The sequence below is a fragment of the Kribbella sp. NPDC051137 genome (assembly GCF_040682535.1).
Classification (GTDB): Bacteria; Actinomycetota; Actinomycetes; order Propionibacteriales; family Kribbellaceae; genus Kribbella; species Kribbella karoonensis.
Genome location: NZ_JBFBBI010000003.1, coordinates 1,123,244 through 1,148,851 on the forward strand (window position 1 = coordinate 1,123,244; position 25,608 = coordinate 1,148,851).

The following is a 25,608-nucleotide window of genomic DNA, read 5'->3' on the forward strand; positions in this document are numbered from 1 at the left end:
GCGAGGCCCGACCAACTAGAACACGTCTCGCCGACGGGCGGCGTGAGGTCGGCCGTCGGGGTCGTAGACGTGGTGGGCGAGCCAGCCTGCCCAGCGCGACGTCGTACGGCCGAGGGGTTTCGGTCGGTGGGGGCGGATGCGACCCGGGGGTCGTGGTCCCCGGCGGTTGTCGGCGTACCAGTGGTCGAGGGTTGCGGCGGCTGTCTGCCATTGGGTGAAGCCGGTGGCCAGATCCAGGTCGGGGTCGGTGATGCCCAGGTGTTCGGACCAGAGCTGTGATCGTAGTGAGCGGGCGAGGTCGGGGGAGTCGATCGCGCAGGTCAGCTCGCTGTCGCTGGTCCAGGACCTGCGGTTGAAGTTGTCGGATCCGCAGGTCATCCAGCGGTCGTCGACGATGCAGACCTTCGCGTGGACGTAGATCGGTACGCCGTCCTCGTTCTCGAGGTCGTAGATGGCGAACCTGTCGGAGTGCAGCCGGCGCAACGCCTCGAGTTGCGCGTACCGGGCGGGCGGTCCGCTGAACCGGCCGTCGTGGTCGAGGTACCGCGGCACGACGGCGATGATCCGCAGCGCGGGCGATCGTTCCAGTGCCTCCCGGAACACGTCGGCCACCGTCCGCGACCAGAGGTACTGGTCTTCCACGTAGACGAGCGACTCCGCGCGGCCGAACGCCTTCAGGTATGCCCGCGCGATGCTGTGCTCACCCCGCGGCGCGAACGGGAACCCGGGGTGCTTGTGCGCGTACGTCCGCAGCACCTGGACCGCGTGCGGGCCGGCCGCCGGCGGATCGGGGAAGCTTTCCGGCAGCTTGCCCGGGTGTCGGGGCATCCGGGCCAGCCGCTGCATCAGCATCCGGTACGGCGTCCGCCGGTCGAGTGGATGCCGATCGTCCCAGCGCTCGACGAAGCAGCGCAGCAGGATCCCCACCACCGGCCCGCGGAGCTCGAGCATCAGGTCGTGCCACGGCGCCCGGGACCCGTACCGGCGATCCATCAGCGCGGGCTGCGGATCGCCGAGGTGCCGTTCGTCGTCGCGGCGCCCGTGGCACAGGTCGATGCCGCCGACGAAGGCGACGTCGGCCGCCGGAGCGTCCCGGTGCCGGATGACGAACAGCTTCTGGTGGTGCGAGGCCAGCCGACGGACCCGCTGGTCCAGCAGCACCTCGCCGCCGGCCTCGTTGAGCTCGGTGCCGAAGTGCTCGTTCTCCTGCGAGTTGAAGTTCAGCCGGTCGGAGTGCGAGCGCCACATCAGCGCGCGGACCTGTACCCCCGAGCGGGCGAGGTCGCACAGCACCTGGCCGATCGACGGCCCGTCGTCGGTCAGCCTCTCGTTCGGATCGCCGCGCCAGTCGGTGAAGAACACCTGGTCACCGGACCGCAGTCCGCGCAGTTCGTCGTACAGCCGCTGGAAGTACGTCGCTCCGTGCACCAGCGGCCGGACCAGGTTGCCCTCGGTCCAGGCACCGTCGGAGTCGATGTCCGTCGCCGGGTTGCCGCGTTCGGTCGCCGTCAGGAACCAGTCGTGTGCCACCAGACCCCGGTGCCCGGATCAGCGCCGCCCATGCCGTGAGGTCTGTGCGGTGCGGCGACTGTGTGCGATGCTGTGCCGACTATGGGTAAGGCTGTGGATCAGGCTGTGCTGACGCCCGCGTCGCTGGCGCAGCAGGTGCTGGGGCGGTTGCCGGCGTTGACGGACCGGCTGGTCGCGATCATCTACGCGCAGAATCCGGCGTACCTGGAGCTGGACTCGGTGCCGCGGCAGGACCTGTGGCGGTCCTGTCATGACAACGTCGCGCAGGTCGTGCAGATGATCGCCGGCGGCGACGACCGGTTCGACGCGGCGCAGGCGACCGGGCGCCGGCGGGCGGAGCAGCGGATGCCGTTGGACGACGTGCTGAAGTCGTTCCGGCTCGGTGGGCGGTTGGTGTGGGAGGCGCTGATCGACGAGGCCCGGGCGCAGGGGACCGCCGAGTCCGAGGTGCTGCTGGACGTGGCCGGCAAGGTCTGGGAGGTCGTCGACCGTACGTCGTCGCAGGTGGCCACGGCGTACCACGCCGCCGAACGGTACCTGGTCCGCGCCGACGAGCAGCGCCGCTCGACCCTCTGGGAGGGCCTGCTGCAGGGGCGGGCGAACCGCGCCTTCGTCCAGGACGCGGCCAGCGTCCTCGACGTACCGGTGAACGGCCCGTACGTCGTGGTGGCGATCGACAACCTGGTCGACGACGACTGTACGACGACGTCGTTCGCGCGCCGGCTCGCCGGGATCCGGGTGCCGTCCGCGTGGCAGGTGCGCCCGCAGGCCGTCGTCGGGTTGATTGCCCTCGGCACCGAATCCGTAGATGCGGTACTGCGGTTGCTGCGGGAACTCGTAGATGCGCCGGCAGGGCTGTCCGGAGTGGTCGCAGGTCTGGCGGAGGTGGATGTCGCGTACCGGCAGGCGCTGCTGGCCCGCCGTACCCTCACGCCCGGCCGGATCGACGTTGCCGCCTTGCCCGAGCACCTGCCGGAGGCCTTGTTGCTGAGCGCACCCGAGCTGGCCGACCAGCTGATCCGGACCTGGCTGATGCCGTTGACAACGACGTCCGCCCCGGAACGTGAACTGTTACTGGACACCTTGGACAAGTGGGTCCTGTCCGCCGGATCGGTCCGCCGTACGGCGGAGCTCGCACACTGTCACCGGAACACGGTCCTCAACCGCCTGCACAGGGTCGAGCAGATCACCGGGCGTGACATCACGGAGAACGGCTCCCAGTTGGAGCTCGGCCTTGCGCTGAAGGCTTTCCGGCTCTTCCCCGCGTGACGGAACGCCCTGCTGTGCGTTGTGCACAGTGAAGGTACTGAAAACCTGGGCATTGCGGCTATCCCGCCGCTTCGCCGCCGGTGCCAGACTGCGTTCCCAGCATTGCCAGAGCCCGGAGGTCCCGCATGACCGAACACCGTCGATCGTTGGCGTCACCAAGCGAAGAGAAGCCCGGTCTGCTGGGGCGCCGGCGGGTCCTCGGGTACCTGATCGCCGCACCGACGCTCGCGGTCGGGGTGAGCTGGCTGGTCAACGACTCCGACCCGCGGCCGGCCGACGCCGCCGTACCGTCGCTGGCGCAGCCGGCGGACGTCTTCGACCTCGGCGACCTGCAGAACCTGGCCGCCGCGCCGACCTCCGGCCTGATCACGGTCGAGCTGCGCACCGACGGTACGGCGCACTTCGCGGTGCCGCGGGCCGAGGTCGGGCAGGGCATCACGACCGCGTTCGCGATGATCGTCGCCGAGGAGCTGGACCTGCCGATCGAGAAGGTCGAGATCTCGCTCGCGGACGCCCGCCCGGAGCTGTTGATGAACCAGCTGACCGGCGGCTCGAACTCGATGCGCAGCATGTACGTCCCGGTCCGCACGGCCGCCGCGATCACACGCCAGCGGCTGATCGAGGTGGCCGCGCTGCAGTGGGGTGTCGCGGTCGACAAGGTGACTGCGGCCGCCGGGGTGCTGACCGGGCCGAACGGGCTGACCGCGACGTACGGCGCGCTGGCCACGGCGGCGGCGGTCACGAAGACCGTCAAGGTGGCCGCCCAGCTGAAGGCCAAGGCCGACTTCAAGGTGCTGGGCAAGCCGCACAACCGGGTCGACGCGCACGCGATCGTCACCGGCCGTAAGCAGTTCGCGATGGACCTGCACGTCAAGGGTGCGAAGCCGACGATGGTGGCCCGGCCGCCGACGATCAACGGCACGCTGCGCGGCATCAACAACCTCGCGGCGCTGCGGGCGCTGCCGGGTGTCACCGATGTCGTTGGCATCACCCATGGTGTGGCGATCCGTGCGGACACGTTCGGGCAGTGCATCGACGCGATCCAGAAGGTCGACGCGACCTGGGGCCCGGGCACCGTCGACGACGAGTCCGACGCCACCGTGCTGAAGAAGCTGCGTGCCGCGCAGCTGCCGATGGCCGTCCCGCCGCTGCTGGCGCAGACGATCGACGCCGAGTTCGTGTTCGCGTTCGCCAGCAACAGCCCGCTGGAGCCGGACTGCGCGATCGCGGACGTCCGCGCGGACAGTGCCGAGATCTGGTCCAGCCTGAAGGTGCCGATCGTCGCCCAGGAGGACATCGCCAAGCAGCTGGGGCTGCCGGTCGACGCGGTCAAGGTGCACGTCGTGCAGGGCGGCGGCTCGTTCGGCCGGCACCTGTTCCACGATGTCGCGGCCGAGGCGGCGGAGATCTCGCAGAAGATGGGTAAGCCGGTCAAGCTGTCCTGGTCGCGGACGGACAACTTCCGGCAGGGCCGCACGCACCCGATGAGTACGTCGCGGGTCCGGGTGAACTACGCCGCCGGCAACGTGATCAGCTACGAGCAGCGGCACACCAGCGTGCAGACGGACTTCGGCCACGGGCTCGGCGAGATGCTCACGGCGTACGCGGCCGACCTGCCGATCGCCGGCAACCTGTCGTTCGCGGAGTCGATCTTCGAGCTCACCCAGACATCGCCGTACAACTTCGGCGTGACGACGCAGCTGCTGAACGAGGTCCCGCTGAAGTTCAACACCGGCAGCATGCGGAACATCTACTCGCCGAACGTGGTCTGCGCCGAGGAGCTGATGGTCGACCAGCTGGCCGCGAAGATGGGCCAGGACCCGGTCCGGTTCCGCCGGAGCTTCCTGAAGGACCAGCGGCTGCTCGCCGTACTGGACAAGGCGGCCGAGGTCGGCAACTGGGGCAAGGCGATGCCGAAGGGTACGGCGCAGGGCATCGGCGTGCACTCGGAGTACCGGGCCGCGGTCGCGACGCTGGTCGAGATCGACTGCCGGCCGGCGACGGTGGACCGGCCGCTGCCCGTCGAGGGGGTGACCGGGCCGCGGGTGACCAAGGCGGTGATCGTCGTCGACCCCGGGTTCTGCATCAACCCGAAGGGCCTGGAGGCGCAGATGTTCGGCGGCCTGCAGGACGCGATCGCGCTGGCGCTGACGTCCAGCCTGCACATCAAGGACGGCATCCCGCTCGAGGGCAGCTGGGACAACTACTTCTACACCCGGGAGTGGAACTCGCCGCTCGACGTACAGGTGGTGATCATGCCGAACACCAGCGACAGCCCGAGCGGTGCCGGCGAGCTGGCGGTGGCGCCGGCGTTCGCCGCGGTCGCGTGTGCGTACGCCCGGGCGACCGGCACGCTGCCGAAGTACTTCCCGATCAACCACGGCACGCTCGGGTTCGAGCCGCTGCCGGTGCAGCCGTCCACCCCGCAGTCGCCGACCGACGGCCTCGACCACACGTTCTGAGGAACCCATGCCAACTCACACCTTCAAGCTCAACGGCAAGCAGATCAGCGTCGACGCCGAGGACTCGGTGCGGCTGCTGTGGGTGCTGCGAGACCTGCTCGGCGTCACCGGACCGAAGTACGGCTGCGCGCTGAACGTGTGCAAGGCCTGCACCTCGCACATCAACGGCAAGGCGTTCAACCCGTGCTCGGTGCCGGTGAAGGACGTCTCCTCGAGCGACGAGATCACCACGATCGAAGGGCTGCCGGACACCGTCGGCAAGGACCTGCACCCGATGCAGGAGGCCTGGCTGGAGTACGACGTGGCGCAGTGCGGATACTGCCAGCCCGGGCAGATCATGGCGGCGGTCGCGAAGGTGAAGCAGGTTCGTGCGGAGGGCCGCGAGATCACCGACGCGGACCTCGACGAGCTGCGCAACATCTGCCGCTGCGGGACGTACACGCGGATCCGCGAAGCGGTGAAGGCCGGCGCGGAGCACATGGGTGCGTGACGTCCTCGCGACCGTCCGCGAGTGGTACGCGTCCGGCGAACGGTTCGCGCTGGCGACGGTGATCGACACGTTCCGGTCGGCGCCGCGCCAACCGGGGGCGACGATGGCGGTGTCCGCGGACGGCGTGGTCGTGGGCAGTGTGTCGGGCGGCTGTGTCGAAGGCGACGTCTATGCGGTGGCGCAGGAGGTCATCCGCTCGGGCGTTCCGGTGGTCCGCCGGTACGGAATCTCCGACGACGACGTCTTCGCGGTCGGGCTGACCTGCGGCGGCGTGCTCGACGTACTCGTGGAGCCTGTGGACCGGGTGTCGTTCGCGGAGTTCGGCGCGGTCGCGGAGGCGGTCGGGTCGGGCCGGCCGATGGCGGTGGCGACGGTGGTCACGGCGGGCGAGCGCCTGGGCCGGCGCCTCGTCATCGGCCAACCAAGCAGTGGCAGTCTCGGCGACCCCGGGCTCGACGACGCGGTGGCCGAGGACGCGCTCGGGATGCTCGGCAGCGGTTCCACCGGGATCCGCAGGTACGGCGCGCGCGGCGAGTGCGACCGGACCGAGGTCGCGGTGTTCGTGCAGGCACTGGCGCCGCCGCCGCGGATGTTCGTCTTCGGCGCGATCGACTTCGCGGCGGCCGTCGCGCGGGTCGGGAAGTTCCTCGGGTACCACGTGACCGTGTGCGACGCCCGCGGCGTGTTCGCGACCCGGGCGCGCTTCCCGGAGGCGGACGAGGTGGTGGTCGACTGGCCGCACCGGTTCCTGGCGGGCGAGCTGGACACGGTGGACAGCCGTACGGCGTTGTGCGTGCTGACGCATGACCCGAAGTTCGACGTACCGCTGCTGGAGCTGGCGTTGCGGACGGACGCCGGGTACGTCGGGGCGATGGGGTCGCGGCGTACCCACGAGGACCGGCTGGTGCGGTTGCGGGCCGCGGGGTTGACCGAGGGCGAGCTGGCCCGGATGTCGTCGCCGACCGGGCTGGACCTCGGCGCGCGGACGCCCGAGGAGACGGCGATCTCGATCGCGGCGGAGATCATCGCACGCCGGTCCGCCGCGAGCGCCAGTCCGTTGTCGACGACCACCGGCCGGATCCATGGCGGGACCCGACCGGCCGCGCTCAGTGGGACGGCAGCTCGGTAGGAACACTCGCCGGGCGGTGGACTTCGACGTACCCGCCGTCGGGCCGCCGGATGATCCGGCCGGTCTCGATGCCGTGTTCGGCGATCGCGGTGTCGCTCTGCTGCAGGCCGAGGCAGATGCGACGGGTGAGGAACAACGCCGCGGGCGGGCCGACGACCAGCAGCACCTGGAACGCGCGCAGCAGCAGGTTCATCGAGAGATGGAACTGGACCGCGATCGTGTCCGCCCCCGCGGCCGCCCAGAGCACGCCGTAGAACGTCATCCCGGCGACGCCGATCCCGGTCCGGATCGGGTTGTCGCGCGGCCGCTCGAGGACGTGGTGGTCCCTCTTGTCACCGGTCAGCCGCTCGTCGATGAACGGCCAGCCGGCGACGAGCGCGAGGAACAACGTGCAGACTCCGACCGGCAGCAGCACCGCCAGGCTGATCGTCCTGCCCCACACGACGACCTCCCAGCCCGGCGCGAGCCGGAGCGAACCGTCGAGGAACGCGAGGTACCAGGCCGGGCCGACTCCGGCCGAGACGGCCGCGGGATCGGCCGGCCCGTAGAGCCAGACCGGGTTGATCGTCGCCGTCGCGCCCATCACGATCGCGACCCCGGCCACGAACGCGAACAGGCCCGCCCCCTGCACCGCGGCGACCTTGGCCGTCTTCGTCCGTCCGTCGGCGTACTGCGCAGGCTCGCGCCTCAGCCCGAGGAACGCACCGGCGGCGAAGAGCAGCAGCAGTACGACGGGAAGCACGATGACGTGCAGCGGATAGAACCGCGAGATCACGTCACCCGGGAACTCGCCGCCGAACAGGACGTACGACAGGGCGGATCCGACGAACGGCGTCGCCTGCAGGACGCCGTCGAGTACGGCGAGACTCGTACCGGATGCCATGTCGTCCGGCAGCGACGTGCCAGTGAGAGCTGCGCCGAGCGTGATGACCAGCAGGCCGAAGACGACGAGCCAGTTCAGCCGACGCGGACGGCGGAAACCGGAGGTGAAGAACAGCCGCAACAGGTGCAGCGTGATCGCCGCGACCATGATCAGCGTGGACCAGTGGTGGACCTGCCGCACCAGCAGGCCGCCGCGAACGTCGAACGACAGCCGCAACGTCGAGTCCAACGCCCGCGACATCGGCAGGCCGCGCAACGGGGCGTACGTTCCGTCGTACACGACCTGGCTGACGGACGGCTCGTAGTACACCGTCAGCACCACGCCGGAGACGATGAGCATGAGGAAGCTGTAGAAGGCAATCTGGCCGAACAGCAACGACCAGTGATCCGGAAACACCCGCGCTCGAAGGCCACTCCAAGGACGCCTCATACCCTTACGACACCGCAGCGCGGGAGAGTGTGACGCGCCGTGGCACACCTCACGTCTGGCCGGTTCCGGTCGGAGTACGGACAGTGGTTGCCGGTCGACGGCGGGTGGAACTCCCGGCCGTTAGGGTCGTCCGATGACCGAACGTAGTTTGGCCGGTGGCCGGTACGTCCTGGGCGAGCGGCCGCTCGGTGCGGGCGGCATGGGGACCGTCTGGAAGGCTTTCGACACCGTGCTGCACCGCGAGGTCGCGGTGAAGGAACTGCGCATCCCCGACGGGCTGAACGCTGTCGAGCAGGACAAGCTACGGATGCGGGCGCTGCGCGAGGCGCGGGCCGCCGCCGGGCTCGATCATCCGGCGATCGTGACGATCCACGACGTGATCGACGAGGGCGGGCGGCCGTGGATCGTGATGAAGCTGCTGCCGGGGCGCTCGCTCGACCAGGTGGTGCAGGCACACGGTCCGTTGAGTCCGCGGCGGGCGGCCGAGCTCGGCGTACGGCTGATCGAGGCGTTGAGCGCGGCGCACGGGAACGGCGTACTGCACCGGGACGTGAAGCCGCAGAACCTTATGCTCGGCGGCGACGACCGCTGGATGCTCACGGACTTCGGGATCGCCTCGGTGGCCGGCGCCACGCGGACGCTGACCGGCACCGGGATCGTCACCGGGACCCTCGGGTACGTCGCCCCGGAACGGATGTCCGGTGCCGAACCGGGCGCGCCGGCGGACCTGTGGGCACTCGGGGCGACGCTGTACTTCGCCGTCGAGGGCCGGAACGCGTACGACCACGACGACCTGCCGGCGATGATCGCCGCCGTCCTCACCCGCGACCCCGCCCCGATGCGCCTGGCCGGCCCGCTGGCACCGGTGATCCACGGCCTGATGCAACGTGATCCGGCGGCACGGTTGACCGCCGCGGCGGCGCGCGAACAGCTGCAGGCGGTGGCCGGCGGCTACCCGACCTTCGAAACGCCCACCCAGAAGATCAGCACCGGCACCAAGGTTCTGCACACCGGACCGGTCCCGCACACCGAGCCGGTCCCGCCCGCCGAACCGTCGACACCTGCGCTGCGCGCCGGGCACTGGTTGGCGGCTGTGTTGACGGGGAGTGTCTTCACCCAGCTCATGCTCTTCGCGAGCTCGGCGGTCAGCGGCATGCCGTACTGGATCGGCGGGATGATGGCGGGGGCAACCGTCCTCGGCCTGGTGCTGGGCCGGGTTGTCGCGCGCTGGTTCGAGGGTCTGCTGGGAACGACGGCCGCGCTCACCGCGGCCGCACTCCTGATCGGTGAGTCGATTGTTGGCGGCGCCATCGTTCTGGAGTACGACCGCCCGCTGCCCGCCGCGATCCTGTGCACGATCGCGCTCTTCTCCTTCCCGCCTGCCTACCGTCTCGCGACGTCCCTCCTGCGCGCCGTCGCGCCTTCGCACGACCCGGTCCGGCTCCGCAAGACCCGGCGCCGCAACGGCATCATCGCTTCGGTGCTCGGCTGTCTGCTCGTGGGTGCCTGCATCGGGCTCAGCATCGCGCTCCACCTGAGCGATGTCACCCCGCAGTTCGCCATGAGCTTCCTCGGCGGCGCCCTCGCGCTCACCGCCCTGGTGGCACTCCCCACGCTCCGTCGCACCCGGCTGCCGCGGGCGCCGCGGGCCGGTGTCGTCACGACCGTCGTCATACTCCTCGTCATCCCGATCCTCGTCGCCGTCCGCTCGACGGTCTACGCCGTCCAGGCACTCGACGACTTCGAGCGAGCACCCGACATCTGTACGTCGACCGCGTTGTCGCAGAAGGCCGTCGCGGTGCTCCTGCCCGACCCGCCGGACCTCGACGAGAGCACGTACTCCGACTCGGTCGACTGCACGTGGTCGCGCGACGACAGCGTCGGCGGGCTCTGGATCACCGTGTACCGGTACGGCAACGAGCGGATCGCGGCGCGGCGGATCGCCGAACGCAAGCACGACGACGGAGGCGTCCTGCTCGATCTGGCCGACGGCGGCCTCCGGCAGTCCGACTCGTACTCCGACAGCGCGGAGTGCACCGTCGTCGTACGGATCGACAACCTGCTCCTGAAGCTGGAGCTCACCCGCCCGTCCGACGCCGGCGAACCGGACGCCCAGCAGCTGATCACCCTGGCGGAGGACCTGCTGCCGGACATCCAGTCCCAACGCTGACCGGTTCCAGCGAGTACTCGTGAGGGACGATCAGGTACGGCGGACCGCCAGCCCGTCGATCTGGTAGACCTTCCCGGCGGTCGTCGTCCGCAGCAGCACCGAACCCGTCAGGAACGTCGCCGGCACCGGCAGCGGGACGATCGCCTGGTACGCCAGGCTGGCGGAAGCGAGGTTGACCGTACCGACGGCCTTCCCGTTGTAGTAGACGGTGAGTGCGCCGCACGTGCTGCATCGGGTCGCGACCAGGAAGAGTCGTTTGGCCTGCACGCTGCTACGCGCGATGGCGACGCCGGCCGCCTTGGTGGAGGTCGCGGTGCCCAGGTAGTACACACGGTTGCTCGCCCGCGTCCAGCCCGCGGTGACGCTCATCGCCCGGTCATCCGACGGCCTGGAGAAGCAGCGGTCGGCGGTCCAGGCGGACACGTTGCCGAACCCGTCGCGAGCCCGGACCGACACGCAGTACTCGTACCCCGGAACGAGGCCGATCTGGACGCTGGTGGCCGACGTCCCCGACTTCACCGGGGCGTACCCGCCGAAGGCGCCCGCGGTCGGCGCGATCCGCCAGCGGCTGTCATACGACTTGACCGGGGTGCCGCTGTTGTCCGCCGCCGTGTACGTGACGGTGGCGGTGGGAGCCGTCGTCGCGTCGAAGGCCGGTCCGGTGATCCGCACGTTCGGCGGGGTCGCGTCGACGTTCACTGTGTGGAAGGACACGCTGGCGTGGTCCTCGCCGTCGATGGCCTTGAGCCGGAGGGTGTGCAGTCCGGTCGGAACGTTGTTCCGCACGAACTCCCCGGCGCAGGGTGCGTACGGTTCGGCGTCGAACTGGCAGTAGGTGCGCGACGCGACACCGCCGTCGAAGAGCATCAGCACGTTCGGACCCGACGGGCCGTAGGTCGGCGAGATCATGGCCCGCGGCCCCTGCCACATGGCCGAGCCGATTCGGTCGGTGCCTTGTGTGCGGTAGACGGTGCGGCCCGCACCGACAGAGCCGTCGGTACCGACCGGAAGGTCCACCAGGGCGCTGCCCCCGAACGCGATCGGCTGGGTCATCAGCAGTTCGGTGCCGTCGGGGTACCAGCTGAGGTACGTGGGTCGCTGCTCGGTCGGCGTCCCGCGTCTCGGCGTCCCACCGCCGACCGGGATCACGGCCGGCGCGTTGCCGTCGATGTAGCCGATCCAGCGGCCGTCGGGTGAGGCGGTCGGCATGATGCCCTGCTCGGTACCGGCGTACGTGCCGAGGATCGCCCCGCCGGCCCGCGGCTGGACCCGGGCCAGCCGGCTCGTGGCCGCGTCCTTGACGATCAGTTCGCTGCCGTCCGGGGACCAGGTAGGCATCGAGAGGCCGCAGCCGACCTGGACCGGGGTGCCGCCGAGCCGCGGCACGATCTCGATACAGGATGACGAGTCCGGCTGCAGCCGTTCGTAGGCGATCTTCGACTCGTCGGGCGAGTACGCCAGCCGGATGATGCCGCTGGAGCCGCCGAGGACCTTGACGGGCGCCCCGGGCGAGAAGTCGGCCCCGGTCCGCCAGATCTCGGACTGCCCCCGCACGAAGGCGAGCTCGCGCCCGTCGGGCGAGGAGGCGACGACGTCGCCGATCACCTGGGTGGGGCCGTCCGGCGCGATCGGCACGACCTGCTGCCCGTTCGGATCGGCGATCTGGCCCGCGTACGTGAGGGTGTTGCCGTTCTCCAGCCAGACCGTGTGGCCGACGGTGATCGACCGGTTGACCGTCGGCCGCCGGATCGGAGTACTCGCAGCGCCTTCGCCTTCGGCGTTCACCGCGGTGACGGAGTACGTCGCACCCGGGACGGTGCGCGACTCGTGCCACTGGTACCCGACATCGTTCCAGGCGGGCTGCCAGGGTACGACGGTGTCGACGCCGTCAAACCCGACCCGATGGATGTTGTAGCCGGTGACGGCATCGTCGTTTGCGTCCGGAGCCGGGGTCCAGCGCAGGTCGATCCCGGTCAGGGTTGCGGCCAGCTTCACGTCCACCGGGGCGGACGGCAGCTTGGCCGAACGGCTGGCGGCGGTCGGGGCGGCGTCAGCTGGGGTGGGCAGGATCGAGGCCAGTCCGACGGCGGCCAGCGCGATCGGTACCACGGCTCGGAGGGTGATGCGCATGGGCACCTCGAATCGGTGTGCGACAGCCGGAGGCTCTCGTCCGCCTCGTATATCGATGCACCGGCACCGCTGTTACGGCGACTGCAGCAAGCTGCAACGCCTCAGGCCGCGGAGGCGGTGAGGGCGGCGCGTTCGAGGGCGAGGGTGCGGCGGCGGGTGTGCATGCTGTCGAAGGTGAACAGGGCGAGGGCCACCCAGACGAGGCCGAAGCCGGCCCAGCGCATCGTGGTCATCTGTTCGTGGAAGATCACCAAGCCGCAGATGAACTGCATGATCGGGGCGATGTAGTTCAGCAGACCGAGCGTGGTCATCGAGACGCGGGTCGCGGCGGCGCCGAAGAGCAGCAGCGGTACGGCGGTGATCGGGCCGGTCAGGAGGACCAGCACGAGGTACGCCGTGCCGTGGTGCGTGACCGTGCTGTCGCCCTGGAGGCCGAGGATCAGGATCGCCGCGGCCGCGAGCGGGGCGACGGTGCCGGACTCGATCGCCATGCCCTCGATGGCCCCGGCGCCGGCCTGCTTCTTGGCGAGGCCGTAGAAGCCGAACGAGAAGGTCAGGATGATCGCCACCCACGGCGGCCGGCCGTTCTCGATCGTCAGTCCGACGACCGCGACGAACGCGATCCCGAGCGCGGTCCACTGCACCGGGCGGAGGTGCTCCTTCAGGACGAAGACGCCGAGCAGGACGGTGAACAGCGGGGTGATGAAGTACCCGAGCGAGGTCTCAACGACGTGGCCGTGGCCGACACCCCAGATGTACGTGCCCCAGTTCGCCGAGATCAGGAACGCCGCGGCGATCAACGGCCACCGCCGGCGGGGTTCCGCGAGCAGTGCCTTCACCTGCGCGAACTTCCGCAGTACCGCGACCAGGATCACGATCGTGACCAGCGACCAGAGGATGCGGTGGGCCAGCAGTTCGATCGCGCCGGAGTGGTCGAGGAGCTTCCAGTACAGCGGGAACATGCCCCAGATCAGGTACGCGGTGAAGCCGTAGGTGAAACCTTTTCGCTGTTCGGGCACGGCGTTCAGCGTAAGCCCCGGCGACAGTCGCATCCAACTACTTTGCTCATGACGTGAGACACCCTGGTCCGATGCGGTTGGATAGAGGGGTACAGACGAGGAGGCGCGTGTGGGTGTGAGGACCGGTCTGGTCTCGGTGACGTTCCGCCAGTTGGCCGTCGACCAAGTGGTCGAGGTCGCGGCGGAGTCCGGGCTCTCGGCGATCGAATGGGGCGGTGACATCCATGTCCCGCTCGGCAACCTGGTGAACGCCAAGCGCGTCCGGAACCTCACCGAGGTGCACGGCCTGCAGGTGGCGGCGTACGGCTCGTACCTGCGGGCCGGCAGCGTCGACCGGGAGGAGATGCGGTCCGCGGTGGCCACCGCGGAGGCGCTCGGCGCGCCCCGGATCCGGGTCTGGGCCGGCAACGTCGGCACGGCGGACGCCGGCGTGGGCGACCGGATGGCGGTCACCCGCGGGCTCGGCGAGCTCGCCGACATGGCCGCCGGGTCGGGGATCGAGATCGCGATGGAGTTCCACCGGAACACGCTCACCGACGAGGTGGATTCGACGATCACGCTGCTGCTCGACGTCGGCGCGCCGAACCTCAAGACGTACTGGCAGCCGCCGGTCGACCTCGACGATGCGGAGTGCCTGCAGCAGCTCGAGTCGTTGATGCCCTGGTTGAGCACGGTGCACGTGTTCTCCTGGTGGCCGTCCAACAACCGGCTGCCGCTGGCAGCCCGCGAGTCCCTGTGGCGCCCGGTCCTCGAGCGGCTGGCCGCGGAGCCCCGCGAGATCAACGCGCTCCTCGAGTTCGTCGCCGACGACTCCACCGAGCAGTTCACCCGGGACGCCGCCGACCTGCACAGCTGGGTCTAGGGCACCGGTTCGTACAGCCCGATGGCGAGCTTGCCGCCGGTCGGTTTGCCGGCGTTGACGTAGAAGTCGACGGTCTTCGGCTCGGTCTGGGCTTCCTCGGTGGTCCAGCGGAAGCCGCCGGATCGCGGTCCGTCCTGGTGGGCGGTCAGGCCGTCCCAGCGGGTCCAGACGGTGGGGCCGACGTCGACGCTGCCGAAGGTCCAGAGGAACGGCGTACCGACCGGCGAGGTCAGCGAGACCTTTCCCGCCGTCGCAGGGACCACGACCGAGCGGACGAACCGGTAGCGGGTGCCGTCGGCCTCCCTCACGCGGTCGAAGTCGATCCCGTTCTGCGTGATCTGCGGCCCGGCGTCGTACACCGCGACCCCGATCCGCGCCTTCGCCGACATCGGCACCTCGTGTCCGTCCTTGTCCACCAGCCGCGCAGTCACCGCCACCGGGCGACCAGGTGGTGCGGTCAGCTGGAGCTGACTGCTGAGGTCCCGCTGCAGCTCGTCACCGTACGCGCTGTCGCAGTTCACGACGGTCCCGTCCCCGAACCGCACCTGCACCCGATACTCCGTCCTCAATGCGGCCCACGGAACCACGTAGTCGTCCTGTGTCGAGACCACCTGGACGACGACCGACCGGCTCTTCGGGACGACGCTGGTCGCGACCTCCTTCTGACCGCGGTTGCCGATCACCGCGCCGAGCCGGGTCTGATAGCCCACCTGCTGCCGGAACCGCAGCCCGTTGCTCGCGTAGTCGTCCGGCTTGGCCGGTCCGGACGGCTTGCCGCCGGTGCCGCCCGACTTGTCGGTGTAGATGCCGACCCCGAGCTGCTGCTTCGCATCCGCCAGCGGGCGGCCGTCCGTGGTGAACAGATCCACCGTGACCTTGGCCGGCTTGCCGATCGGCGCGTCGGCCCAGAGCGCGGTCACCGCGGGCAGGCTGTAGTTGTTCGGGTGGCCGTCGTCCTGGCAGAAGTTGTGGCTGACGTCGTGTCCGTTCACACGGACCCAGGCCGCGGCGTCGGCATCCTGCTTGCAGTAGGCAATGAATTTGACGTCCTTCGACGTCGGCGTCCAGGTGAACTCGACGTGGTTCTCGCCGACCTTGCCGGCCCAGCCCTTGACCAGTGGCTGGCCGTCGCTCACACCTGGCAGCGTGAAGCCGTTCTGCGTGTACGACGGTGTTCTGGCGGGGTCGGGCTGCGAGGGCGAGAGCACACCCGGTACGACCGTGATCGCGAGGGCGACCGCAGCGGCGGCCGCGCCGAGAGCGGTGACGGTACGGCGCTGCTTCGTGCGGCGGATCTTGTGCCGTACGCCGGGGAGCAGGTCGCCCTGGTGCCGGTCGGCGTCGGCGGCGCGGGTGCTGAGCTCGTCGCGGAGGTCTTGGAGGTTCATCGCGGGGTCTCCAGGTCTGCCGGCGTCGTACCCAAGGCTGGATCGAGACGGAGTTTGGCCAGGGCCTTGGCGGTCTGGCTCTTGACGGTGCCGACGCTGCTGCCCATCAGGCGCGCGGTCTCGGCCTCGGTGAGGTCCTCGTAGAAGCGCAGGACGACGACGGCGCGTTGCCGGCGGGGGAGGCGACCGATCGCGTCCCACAGGTCCAGGCCGTCCTCGGTGCGCGGAGCGGGCGTGTCCGGGAGGTCCGCGGTCGGGATCTCGCCGTTCCAGCGCCGGCGCCACCAGGACGAGTACGTCGTGACCAGGATCCGGCGGACGTACGGCTCCGGGTTGTCCTCGCGGATCTTCGCCCAATGGAACCAGGCTTTCGCGAGCGCGGTCTGGACGAGATCCTCGGCGAGCGCGTGGTCGCGGGTCAGCAGGTAGGCAGTCCGGACCAGGGCCTGCGAGCGGGCCCCGACGAACGCGTCGAAACTCGTCGTCCCGTCGGTGGACACCGCTCTCACCCCCGCCGTCATCACGCCGTCGTCGATGCTCACATCCTGTCGGACCATCTGGGTCGGGCAGATGGTTGCCCCGCCGGGCTCGGCAAGGTGAGCGGCCGGTGACGGAAAGTTTCCGTGACTACTGGCCAAGGGGTGGAAAGTGCCGGGATGCTGGTGCGCGACAGGTTCCCTTCACCGCCCCGGAGGTTGTTCCGATGTCCCTCACCCGACCCCTGCCGCGGCTGCTCGCCGTACTGTTGCTGTTCGCGGCGACCCTCACCACGTCACAGGTCCTGGCCACCACGGTCGCGCACGCCGACGGCTGCTACACGTGGGGCCGTACGCTCAGCCAGGGCACGTCCGGCGAGGACGTGCGTCAGCTCCAGATCCGCGTCGCCGGCTGGCCCGGGTACGGCGCTCATCTCGCGATCGACGGATCCTTCGGGCCCGCGACGAAGGCCGCCGTGCAGCGGTTCCAGTCGGCGTACGGGCTGGTGTCCGACGGGATCGCCGGACCCGCGACGTACAGCAAGATCTACGCGCTGCAGGACGACGACTGCACGCCGATCCACTTCACGTACGCCGAACTCGACGACGGGTGCGGCGGTTCCGGGTTCGACGGCGGGCCGCTCTCCGAGGCCGCGACGAAGGCGAACGCGCTCCGCACCATGTGGCAGCTGGAGGCGCTCCGGCACGCACTGGGCGATCAGCCGCTCACTATTTCCAGCGGTTTCCGGAGCATTCCGTGCAACCGTTCCGTCGGCGGCGCCAGCAACAGCGAACACCTCACGGGCCGGGCCGCCGACCTCACCGGCGTCCACTCCTTCTGCACCATGGCCAAGGAAGCCCGCAACCACGGCTTCGGCGGCATCTTCGGCCCGGGCTACCCCGATCACAACGACCACACCCACGTAGACATCCGCACCAGCAACACCTGGTCCGCCCCGAACTGCGGGATCTAGATCAGCTGGCTGATCGTGTGGATGATCAGGCCGACGAGGGCTCCTACGACGGTGCCGTTGATGCGGATGAACTGGAGGTCGCGGCCGACGTGGAGTTCGATGCGGGCGGCGGCTTCGCGGCCGTCCCAGCGCTCGATGGTGTCGGAAATGACCGAAACGATCTCCGTTCCGTACGTGCGGACGACGTAGCCGACGGCCTCGGCGGCGCGGGTGTCGACCCTGGCGCGCAGGGTTTCGTCGTTCTGCAGGCGGTCGCCGAGGTCGTGCAGGACCTTGATGCCACGGATGCGGAGCGTGCTGTTCGGGTCGTTGATCGAGTCGATCAGCGCGGTCCGCATCGCGTCCCACACGGCGGTCAGGCTGTTGCCCATGTCGGGGTGCGTGAGCATCCGCGCCTTCCACGCCTCGAAGCGTTCCATCGTCTCCGGGTCGTGCTGCAGGTCGTCGGCCAGCTGCCCGAGCAGCCGGTCGACGGCTCGGCGGGCGGGATGCGTCTGGCTGTCCCGTACGTCGGCCAGCCACGCGAGCGCCTCGCGGTGGATCCGGTCGACCACGAGCCGGTCCACCCACTGCGGCGACCACCGCGGCGCGCGCGGGCCGACCACGTCCGCGAGCAGGTCCCGGTTGTCGGCCAGCCAGTCGTACGCCTCCACCATCAGCAGGTCGAACAGCGCGTGATGCGCCCCGTCCTCCACCACCGACTGCACGAAGTGCCCGGCGATCGGGCTCAGCGGCTCCTTCACGAACCGCGGCAGCAGCGACCCGCGGACGAACGCCGCCACGTCGTCGTCGCCGAGCTTCGGCAGCGCCGCGCCGACCGTCCGGGCGCCCTCGGCCACGATCCGCTCGGCATGGTTGCCGTCGGCGAGCCACTCGCCGACCCGGCGGCTGATCTCCGCGGTCCGCATCTTCTCCGCGACGACCTCCTCGGAGAGGAAGTTCTCGGTCACGAACTGTTCGAGGCTCTCCGCCAGGCTGTCCTTGCGGGTCGGCACGATCGCGGTGTGCGGGATCGGCAGCCCGAGCGGATGCCGGAACAACGCGGTCACCGCGAACCAGTCCGCCAGCGCACCCACCATCGCCGCCTCGGACGCCGCGTTCAGGTACGCCCAGCCGCCGGTCCGGTGCAGCGTCGCCACGTAGATCGCCGCGGCCAGCACCAGCAGGGCCAGTGCCACCGAGCGCATCCGCCGCAGCCCGCGCCGCCGTACCAGATCGGCCGCGCCCAACGTCAAGGTCGCCATACCCCGATCTAACCAAGTCCCCGGTCAGGAAACCCTCAGGCAAGTACCTGATTCGCCCCTCGGCGTTCCATCAGGCCCGAGACGACGGCCAGGACCAGGCCGGCCAGGGCGAGGCCGGCGCCGAGGCGGCTGGGCCATTCGTAGCCGTAGCCGGCGGCCAGGACGACACCGCCGAGCCAGGCGCCGAGCGCGTTCGCGATGTTCAGCGTCGAGTGGTTCAGCGACGCGGCCAGGGACTGGCCCTCGTGGGCGACGTCCATCAGGCGGGTCTGCAGCGCCGGCACCAGGATGCTCGCGGAGCAGCCCATCGCGAACACCGCGACCAGTGCCCCGGGCCGGGTCTGCGCGAGCCAGCCGAACGTTCCCAGTACGACGGCCACCGCGACCAGGCCGCCGTACACGCTGCCCATCAGCGAACGGTCCGCCAGCCGCCCGCCGAGGACGGTGCCGACCGTCATGCCGACGCCGTACACGCCGAGCACGATCGTCACCGCGGACTCGGAGAAACCGGCCAGTTCCGTCATCGTCGGCGTGATGTAGGAGTACGTCGCGAACATCCCGCCGAAGCCGACCATCCCGACCAGCAGCGCCATCCACACCTGGGGCCGGGCCAGGGCGCTGAGCTCGCTGCGGACGTTCACGTCGCTCCCGACCGGCTGCGGCGGCACCCAGAACCAGACCGCGACCAGCGTCAGCAGCCCGAGGACGCCGACCGCGAGGAACGGCACCTGCCACCCGTACCGCTGCCCGAGCAGGGTCGTCACCGGTACGCCGACGATGTTCGCGACCGGGAGTCCGACCATGGTCATCGACACCGCCCGCGCCCGCCGCTCGGGCACCACCATCGAGGAGCCGACCACCGCGCCGATCCCGAAGAACGCCCCGTGCGGCAGCCCGGACAGGAACCGCGCGGCCATCAGGAACTCGTAGCTCGAGGCAACGGACGACAGCACGTTGCCAACCACGAAAACCGCCATCAGGCCAAGCAGCAAGCGTTTTCTTCCCGTTCTCGCACCGAGCGCCGCGATCACCGGAGCGCCGACCACGACGCCCAGCGCGTACGCCGAGACGACATGGCCGGCGGTCGGGATCGAGATCCGGACTCCGTCCGCGATCTGCGGGAGCAGCCCCATCGTGACGAACTCGGTGGTCCCGATCGCGAAACCACCGGTCGCCAGCGCGAACAACGCCAGGTTGACGTGCCGCGCAGTACGGCTGTCAGGAGCGAACGAACTTGTCACACCTGATTGTCGCAGAGATCAGCAGGGCCACCGCGAGCAGGGCGAACACCGCGTTGCCGATCAGGTCGACGGTCCTCGAGGCGTCGAAGACCGGGCTCTCCGGGAACGCGTGCCATGCGTAGGTGAGCATCGCGCCGCCCGCGGCGGCCAGCGCGTGCATCCGGGTCCAGCCCGCCCGCCGCGACCAGGCGACGAACAGCCCGATCGCGAGGACGTCGATCGCGAGCGACACCGCCGCGCAGAGCCAGCCGTTCTTGAGTTCGTCGTTCGCGAGCATCCAGCCGCTGCTGATCACGAGCGCGGCGACGCCGACGATCCACGCGGCCGGGACGGATCCGCTGGTACGGCGGGGCGCGCGACGGCCGACCAGGACCGCGAGGGCGATCAGTACGGCGACCGCGACCGCGACGCCGAGGTTCTGCCCGACGGAGGCGCGGAACGAGTCGTTCGTGTACCCGAACGCGGTGGTCGCGACGACGCCGACGACGAAGAGCACGGCGTACACGCTGAGCCCGAGTTTGCCGAGCCACGGCTCGCGCGGGCGACGGGACAGTGACTCCATCACGACGATCGGGACCGTGATGCTCCACAGCGTGTGCAGGCCGAGGACCATCAGCGTCCACGGGGCGCCCATACCGAGGAACGAGATGTGGCCCGGGTCGAGGAGCCGGAGGCCGGCGTAGTTCGGGTTGAACAGTGACTGGGTGGTGATGCCTTCCTCGATCACGCCGTACGCGAGCGCCAGGATCAGGATGCTCGGGTAGCCCCAGCCGCGGCGGCGGGCCACCTCGCGGATCAGGACCGCCCCGCCCCCGTACAGCGGCGCCAGGCCGGCCAGGGCGAACAGGGCACTGATCGGGATGTTCCCGAGCAGGAACTCGGCGACCATCGGGGACAGGAAGAACAGGCCGAGAGCCGGCAGTCCGCGCCGCACGCCGCTACGTCGGGGAGCGGCCACCACGTTCGTCTTCGTCATGGTCGTCACTCTGGTCGCGACGGGCGTCCGCCGCGGATGCGATCCGTCCCGATTACGGGCTGACGTCCGGTCCGGTCCGGTGCCTGACGGATGTCACGGTCTCGGGGTTCAATCAGGGTTGAAATGCCTATACGGCGTATAGGGAATGCGTTCTAATTGTTTTCATGAGGACGAAGGAGCGGATCACCGCGGCGGCGACGTACCTGCTGACCGAGCACGGTGCGGCCGGGGTGACGATGCGGAAGGTGGCCGCCGCGGTCGGGATCACGCCGATGGCGATCTACCAGTACTTTCCCGACCGGGAGACGTTGCTGAACGCGGTCGCGGACGCGGCGTTCGCCGAACTGGTGCGGCGCTGGGAGTCGGCGGACCGGCCGGTCGCGGCGGACGAGCGGCTGCGGGAGATGCTGATCGACCACGTCGACTTCGCGCTGGAGCAGCCGCGGCTGTACGACTACATGTTCACCGAACGGCGTGACCAGGCGCGGCAGTTCCCCGAGGACTTCCGGGCGCGGCGGTCGCCGACGTTCAACCTGGTCGCCGACGCGGTCGGCGCCGGCGTCGAGCAGGACCTGTTCCGCGACGAGGACGTCTGGGAGACGAGCCTGATGTTCGCGGCGCTCCTGCACGGGTTGATCCAGCTCCACCACGGCGACCGCATCGGCATGCCGGACGACGCCTTCCGAACACTCTGCCTCCGCCTGGGCGAAAGGATGATCGATGAACTCCGGAAATGAGGGTCCCGCCCGGGTGCAGGCGGCGGGGCGGGCGCGGTTGGTAGGGGTGTGGGCGTGGGTCGCGGGAGTGTCAGCCGCGGTTGCCACCGGGGTGCTGCTGTTCTTGGGGTCGGGGTTGCACACGCTTCCTGCGCTGACTTGGTCCGCGGCGGTGCCGGTGTTCTTCGTGGCACCGTTGCTGCGGGCGCGGGCGGCAGGGATGGCTGCGTTTGCGGGGTGGTTCCTGGGGTTGAGCAACCTGGTGCGGTACCTGCTGACGGACCTCGAGCTTCCGGCTGTCGCGCTCGGGTTCTTGGCGGCGTTGGCGGCGGTGTTCGCGCTGACCGTGCTGTTCTTCAGGGCGCTGGTGGTGCGCGGGCATCCGGTGATGGCGGCGTTGGCGGCGCCCGCTTTGTGGGCAGCCCTCGACTATCTGATCGCGAACTTCTCCCCGCACGGAGCGTTCACGAGTCTCGCGTACACGCAGGCGGATGTTGCCCCGATCAACCAGATCGTCTCGCTGACAGGCCCGTGGGGCTTGAGCTTCCTGCTGCTGCTTCCGGCCGCGGTGATCGCAGCCCGCCGATGGATCCTGGTCGGCGTCCTGGTGGTAGTTGCCGCAGGCACCTGCTTGTACGGTGTCGCGCGACTCGGCCACACCACCGCTCCGCAGCTGAAGATCGCCGTACTGTCCGCCGAGGGTGCTGACGATGCGGGCTGGCCGGATGCGGGAGGTCCGGTGATCCTTGACCGCTACCGCCCACTGATCGTCGACGCCGCAAAGCAGGGCGCGCAGATCGTCCTGCTCCCGGAGAAGATGATCGACGTTCACGACGGTCAGCTGCCGCCCCTCTTCCAAGAGCTTGCCACTAGCAACAAGATTCAGCTGGTCGTCGGTCTCGGCGGCGACCACAACCGCGCGCTGATCTTCCACCCCGACGGCAGTACGCCGACGTCGTACGACAAGCACCACCTGATCCCCGGCCTCGAGTCGTACCCGCGGGGTGACCACCTGGCGACGTACGACGGCTGGGGGCTGATGATCTGCAAGGACATGGACTTCCCGGCGCTCGCCCGCCAGTACGGCAAGCTCGGCACGGGTCTGCTGCTGGTCCCCGCGCTCGACTTCGTCGACGACGGGTGGCTGCACAGCCGGATGGCGATCCTGCGCGGTATCGAGAACGGCGTCCCGATCGCCCGCGACGGCAGCAAGGGCCGCCTCACCCTGACCGACGCGTACGGCCGCGTCGTCGCCGAGACGACGGCCCCGGCCGACGCCCCCGCGACGCTGATCGGCGAGCTCCGCCCGGGTATCGACCGTACCGTCTACACCGCCTGGGGAGACTGGTTCGCCTGGCTGTGTGGGCTGGTCGTGCTGGCCGGAGTGGTGCTGTTGAGTCGGCGTGGTGGGCGTGGGAGCATCCGGCATGGCCAACTTCGGGGACTACCAGTTGCAGATCTACCTGCAGGGGATGCTGCAAGGGACGACGCCGGAGATCACCACGGATCTGGCCCGGCTGGAGTCGCAGGCGGCCGGGAAGCTGCCGGTCGAAGCGATGGGGTACATCGTGCCGAGCGCGGGCAGCGGAGCGACCGCCCGCGCGAACCAGGCGGCGTTCGACCGCTGGCGCCTGGCACCACGGATGCTCCGCGGCAGCACGGACCGTGACCTGTCCTGCACGGTCCTCGGTACGTCGATGCCCGCCCCGGTGCTGGTCGCGCCGATCGGCGTCCAGACCCTGGCGCACCCGGACGGCGAACTCGCGACCTCCCGCGCGGCGGACGCCCTCGGCCTCACGTACACGCACTCGACCCAGGCCAGCCACGCGATCGAGCAGATCGAGGCGGCGAACAAGTGGTTCCAGCTGTACTACCCGACCGACCGCGACGTCTGCCTGAGCTTCCTGCGGCGCGCGAAGGCGGCCGGGTACGCCGTACTCGTGGTGACGCTCGACACCGGGACGATCGGCTGGCGGCCGGCCGATCTGGACCGCGGGTTCCTGCCGTTCCTGAAGGGGGAGGGGCTGGCGAACTACTTCAGCGACCCCGCGTTCCAGGCGAAGCTGGTGAAGCCGGTCGCCGAGGACCCGGGGGCGGCGGTGATGCACTGGGCGCAGATGTTCCCGAACGTCGGGCTCGCGTGGGACGACCTGTCGTTCCTGCGCGACAACTGGGACGGGCCGATCGTGCTGAAGGGCATCACCCACGTCGAGGACGCCAAGGTCGCGGCCGAGCACGGCGTCGACGGGATCGTGGTCTCGAACCACGGCGGCCGCCAGGTCGACGGCGCCGTCGCCGCGCTCGATGCGCTGCCGGCGATCTCCGACGCCGTCGGCGAGCAGGTCACGATCCTGTTCGACTCCGGCGTTCGCACGGGCGCCGACGCGGCGAAGGCGCTCGCGCTCGGCGCGAAAGCCGTCCTGCTCGGCCGGCCGCTGCTGTACGGCCTGGCGCTAGCGGGACAGGCCGGGGTCGAGCACGTCCTCCGCTGCTTCCTCGCCGAACTCGACCTCACCCTGGCCCTCTCCGGCTACGCCAACCACCGCGAACTGAACCGCGACTCGGTGGTGCGGAGCTAGGAGGTAGCACAGGTGCTACCGTTTGAGCGTGGATGCGTTGGGCCTGCGGGAGTTACGGCAGCACGCGAGTGACCTGGTGCGCCGGGCCGAGTCTGGTGAGCGCCTGCTGATCACCGTGTCGGGCCGGCCCGCTGCCGTGCTCGGGCCGCCGGAGCGTGACCACTGGCGGCGGTACGAGCAGGTCGCCGATGTACTGCGTCGCCGAACCGACGAGGACTGGGCAACCGATCGCGAACTCGTCGACCACAACCTGGCAGACCCGTCGGAGCCGAACCGGTGAGAGCGCTGCTCGACACCAGCGTCCTCATCGAGGGCTTGGACGACCCGATCGACGGGGACCTCGCGATCAGCACCATCAGCTTGGCCGAGCTGCATTTCGGCGTGCTGGTGGCCCAGTCGGCTGAACTTCGGGCGGCGAGGTTGCGCCGCCTTGCCGGAATCGAGCGTGCGTTTGACGCACTGCCAGTGACGGACGCCGTCGCTCGAATGTACGGGACCGTCGCGGCGGCGGTCGCAGCCGGCGGGCGGCGACCAAAGGCCCGGGCGTTCGACCTGGTCATCGCCGCCACCGCGGCCGCCCACGATGCTGTCCTGTACACCCGCAACCCGAAGGACTTCGCCGGTCTCGAGGACCTGGTGGGAGTTGTCGGTCTGTGAAGGCTGTTGTTTTCGATCTCGACAACACGTTGTTCGACCACACCGGGTCCGCCGGGCGGGCGCTTCGGGCGTGGATCGCGGAGCTCGGGGTGGTGCCGACGGACGAGTTGGTCGCCGAGTGGTTCGAGATCGAGGACCGGGTGTACGACGCGTACCTTCGGCGCGAGCTCACGCACCAAGGCCAGCGGCGGGCGCGGTTGCGGGCATTTCTGCCGGTTCTCGGGCGCGAGGTGCCGGCGACGGATGCCGAACTGGACGTGGTGTTCGAGGGATACCTGCAGCAGTACCGCGGCAACTGGGTCGCGTTCCCGGACGCGCGGCCCACGTTGGAGGTTGCTCGGGGCAACGGATGGCGGATCGGGGTGCTGACCAACGGGAACACCGTGCAACAGAACGCGAAACTCAAGGCAATCGGTCTCGCGGAGCTGGTGGATGTGGTGTGTGCTTCCGAATCGCTCGGCGTCAGCAAGCCCGATCCGTTGGCGTACCAACATGTTTGTGAAGCGCTTGGTGTGGAGCCGTCAGATGCGCTGATGATCGGCGACAACCTGGAGCTGGACGTGCTGGCACCGCAGGCCGCCGGGTTGAGCGCCCGGCACCTGGACCGCGCCACCGGTGGCACGCTGCTGGACCTGCTCTCCGACGATCCGCCGCCCCACCACTCGCCGAAGAACTAGAAGTCGCGCCCCGGGGTGGGCTTGGTGCCGCCCATGACGTCGCCGATGCCTTCCTTGCCGTTGATGATCCAGAACAGGATGAAGTAGGCGATGAACCCGGCCGCGAGACCGACCGAGTACCAGCCGAACATCGCCTTGTCCTTGAACAACCCGAGCACGGCCGCCCCACCGACGGCCGCGATCACCGACGAGATGTCCGAGAGCGCTGCCCGGTCCGTACGGCGTACCAGCGTGCGGTAGGTGATCCAGCCGACGACCACTCCGAAACAGAGGGCGCCCAGTGCCGCGATCGTCATGGCGATTCCCT

The 25,608-nt window shown here is 69.8% G+C and carries 23 protein-coding genes; 13 read left to right on the forward strand and 10 right to left on the reverse strand.

The features are described 5' to 3' along the window. Positions 1-15: 15 nt before the first annotated feature. Entirely contained in the window at positions 16-1,530 is a 1,515-nt protein-coding gene (locus tag AB0M51_RS20540; RefSeq protein ID WP_363749735.1) for a phospholipase D-like domain-containing protein, read from the reverse strand. A gap of 93 nt (positions 1,531-1,623) precedes the next feature. Between AB0M51_RS20540 and AB0M51_RS20545 the strand changes: the two genes are divergently transcribed. From AB0M51_RS20545 to AB0M51_RS20560, 4 genes are all read left to right on the forward strand, one after another. Then, the gene (locus AB0M51_RS20545; protein ID WP_363749737.1) at positions 1,624-2,799 is read left to right on the forward strand and encodes a helix-turn-helix domain-containing protein; all 1,176 of its coding nucleotides are present in this window, start codon (positions 1,624-1,626) and stop codon (positions 2,797-2,799) included. A gap of 125 nt (positions 2,800-2,924) precedes the next feature. Continuing rightward, complete coding sequence (locus AB0M51_RS20550; RefSeq protein ID WP_344197772.1) at positions 2,925-5,261, forward strand: molybdopterin cofactor-binding domain-containing protein; 2,337 nt, start codon at positions 2,925-2,927, stop codon at positions 5,259-5,261. A 7-nt stretch (positions 5,262-5,268) separates the two neighbouring features. Further along, the gene (locus tag AB0M51_RS20555; RefSeq protein WP_344197774.1) at positions 5,269-5,751 is read left to right on the forward strand and encodes a (2Fe-2S)-binding protein; all 483 of its coding nucleotides are present in this window, start codon (positions 5,269-5,271) and stop codon (positions 5,749-5,751) included. Next, complete coding sequence (locus tag AB0M51_RS20560; RefSeq protein ID WP_344197776.1) at positions 5,744-6,880, forward strand: XdhC family protein; 1,137 nt, start codon at positions 5,744-5,746, stop codon at positions 6,878-6,880. The genes AB0M51_RS20555 and AB0M51_RS20560 overlap by 8 nt, the downstream gene beginning before the upstream one ends. On the opposite strand, the gene AB0M51_RS20565 is transcribed toward AB0M51_RS20560, so the two are convergent. Continuing rightward, positions 6,858-8,159 (reverse strand): cytochrome b N-terminal domain-containing protein, encoded by a 1,302-nt coding sequence (locus tag AB0M51_RS20565; protein WP_344197778.1) that lies wholly within the window; start codon positions 8,157-8,159, stop codon positions 6,858-6,860. The two genes, AB0M51_RS20560 and AB0M51_RS20565, sit on opposite strands and share 23 nt — an antisense overlap. A gap of 166 nt (positions 8,160-8,325) precedes the next feature. Here AB0M51_RS20565 and AB0M51_RS20570 point away from each other — a divergent pair, with 166 nt between their 5' ends. Further along, positions 8,326-10,362 (forward strand): serine/threonine-protein kinase, encoded by a 2,037-nt coding sequence (locus tag AB0M51_RS20570; RefSeq protein ID WP_363749740.1) that lies wholly within the window; start codon positions 8,326-8,328, stop codon positions 10,360-10,362. A 30-nt stretch (positions 10,363-10,392) separates the two neighbouring features. Here AB0M51_RS20570 and AB0M51_RS20575 read toward each other — a convergent pair whose 3' ends face one another. Further along, a complete protein-coding gene (locus tag AB0M51_RS20575; RefSeq protein WP_344197782.1) occupies positions 10,393-12,492 on the reverse strand; it encodes a hypothetical protein in 2,100 nt (699 codons plus the stop codon). Positions 12,493-12,593: 101 nt separating this feature from the next. Then, a complete protein-coding gene (gene rarD / locus AB0M51_RS20580; RefSeq protein ID WP_344197784.1) occupies positions 12,594-13,511 on the reverse strand; it encodes an EamA family transporter RarD in 918 nt (305 codons plus the stop codon). Positions 13,512-13,620: 109 nt separating this feature from the next. Here rarD and AB0M51_RS20585 point away from each other — a divergent pair, with 109 nt between their 5' ends. Continuing rightward, on the forward strand, positions 13,621-14,373 hold the full coding sequence (locus tag AB0M51_RS20585; RefSeq protein WP_344197786.1) for a TIM barrel protein: 753 nt from the start codon (positions 13,621-13,623) through the stop codon (positions 14,371-14,373). Here AB0M51_RS20585 and AB0M51_RS20590 read toward each other — a convergent pair. Then, on the reverse strand, positions 14,370-15,761 hold the full coding sequence (locus AB0M51_RS20590) for a hypothetical protein (protein ID WP_344197788.1): 1,392 nt from the start codon (positions 15,759-15,761) through the stop codon (positions 14,370-14,372). The genes AB0M51_RS20585 and AB0M51_RS20590 overlap by 4 nt on opposite strands. After that, entirely contained in the window at positions 15,758-16,303 is a 546-nt protein-coding gene (locus AB0M51_RS20595; protein ID WP_344197790.1) for a SigE family RNA polymerase sigma factor, read from the reverse strand. The genes AB0M51_RS20590 and AB0M51_RS20595 overlap by 4 nt, the downstream gene beginning before the upstream one ends. Before the next feature lie 161 nt (positions 16,304-16,464). On the opposite strand from AB0M51_RS20595, the gene AB0M51_RS20600 reads away from it, so the two are divergent. Then, the gene (locus tag AB0M51_RS20600; RefSeq protein WP_344197792.1) at positions 16,465-17,211 is read left to right on the forward strand and encodes a D-Ala-D-Ala carboxypeptidase family metallohydrolase; all 747 of its coding nucleotides are present in this window, start codon (positions 16,465-16,467) and stop codon (positions 17,209-17,211) included. Here AB0M51_RS20600 and AB0M51_RS20605 read toward each other — a convergent pair. Genes AB0M51_RS20605 through AB0M51_RS20615 form a run of 3 tightly spaced genes read right to left on the reverse strand, consistent with a single transcriptional unit; the run spans position 17,208 to position 20,672 of the window. Further along, on the reverse strand, positions 17,208-18,455 hold the full coding sequence (locus tag AB0M51_RS20605; RefSeq protein ID WP_344197793.1) for a DUF445 domain-containing protein: 1,248 nt from the start codon (positions 18,453-18,455) through the stop codon (positions 17,208-17,210). The two genes, AB0M51_RS20600 and AB0M51_RS20605, sit on opposite strands and share 4 nt — an antisense overlap. Before the next feature lie 35 nt (positions 18,456-18,490). Next, a complete protein-coding gene (locus tag AB0M51_RS20610) occupies positions 18,491-19,696 on the reverse strand; it encodes an MFS transporter (protein ID WP_344197795.1) in 1,206 nt (401 codons plus the stop codon). Beyond that, a complete protein-coding gene (locus tag AB0M51_RS20615; protein ID WP_344197797.1) occupies positions 19,674-20,672 on the reverse strand; it encodes a hypothetical protein in 999 nt (332 codons plus the stop codon). Before AB0M51_RS20615 ends, AB0M51_RS20610 begins: the two co-directional genes overlap by 23 nt. Positions 20,673-20,836: 164 nt before the next feature. Between AB0M51_RS20615 and AB0M51_RS20620 the strand changes: the two genes are divergently transcribed. The 6 genes from AB0M51_RS20620 to AB0M51_RS20645 are packed head-to-tail and all read left to right on the forward strand — an operon-like array spanning position 20,837 to position 25,301. After that, on the forward strand, positions 20,837-21,409 hold the full coding sequence (locus tag AB0M51_RS20620; RefSeq protein WP_363749745.1) for a TetR/AcrR family transcriptional regulator: 573 nt from the start codon (positions 20,837-20,839) through the stop codon (positions 21,407-21,409). Beyond that, on the forward strand, positions 21,393-23,057 hold the full coding sequence (locus tag AB0M51_RS20625) for a nitrilase-related carbon-nitrogen hydrolase (protein WP_344197801.1): 1,665 nt from the start codon (positions 21,393-21,395) through the stop codon (positions 23,055-23,057). Before AB0M51_RS20620 ends, AB0M51_RS20625 begins: the two co-directional genes overlap by 17 nt. Next, entirely contained in the window at positions 22,945-23,967 is a 1,023-nt protein-coding gene (locus AB0M51_RS20630) for an alpha-hydroxy-acid oxidizing protein (RefSeq protein WP_344197803.1), read from the forward strand. The genes AB0M51_RS20625 and AB0M51_RS20630 overlap by 113 nt, the downstream gene beginning before the upstream one ends. A 28-nt stretch (positions 23,968-23,995) precedes the next feature. Further along, the gene (locus AB0M51_RS20635; protein WP_344197806.1) at positions 23,996-24,247 is read left to right on the forward strand and encodes a type II toxin-antitoxin system prevent-host-death family antitoxin; all 252 of its coding nucleotides are present in this window, start codon (positions 23,996-23,998) and stop codon (positions 24,245-24,247) included. After that, positions 24,244-24,624, forward strand: coding sequence for a PIN domain-containing protein (locus AB0M51_RS20640; protein WP_344197808.1), 381 nt, complete (start codon positions 24,244-24,246; stop codon positions 24,622-24,624). The genes AB0M51_RS20635 and AB0M51_RS20640 overlap by 4 nt, the downstream gene beginning before the upstream one ends. Further along, entirely contained in the window at positions 24,621-25,301 is a 681-nt protein-coding gene (locus AB0M51_RS20645; protein ID WP_344197810.1) for an HAD family hydrolase, read from the forward strand. The genes AB0M51_RS20640 and AB0M51_RS20645 overlap by 4 nt, the downstream gene beginning before the upstream one ends. On the opposite strand, the gene AB0M51_RS20650 is transcribed toward AB0M51_RS20645, so the two are convergent. Continuing rightward, positions 25,298-25,597, reverse strand: a complete 300-nt coding sequence (locus AB0M51_RS20650; RefSeq protein WP_344197812.1) for a hypothetical protein — start codon at positions 25,595-25,597, stop codon at positions 25,298-25,300. The two genes, AB0M51_RS20645 and AB0M51_RS20650, sit on opposite strands and share 4 nt — an antisense overlap. Between the last annotated feature and the right edge of the window lie 11 nt (positions 25,598-25,608).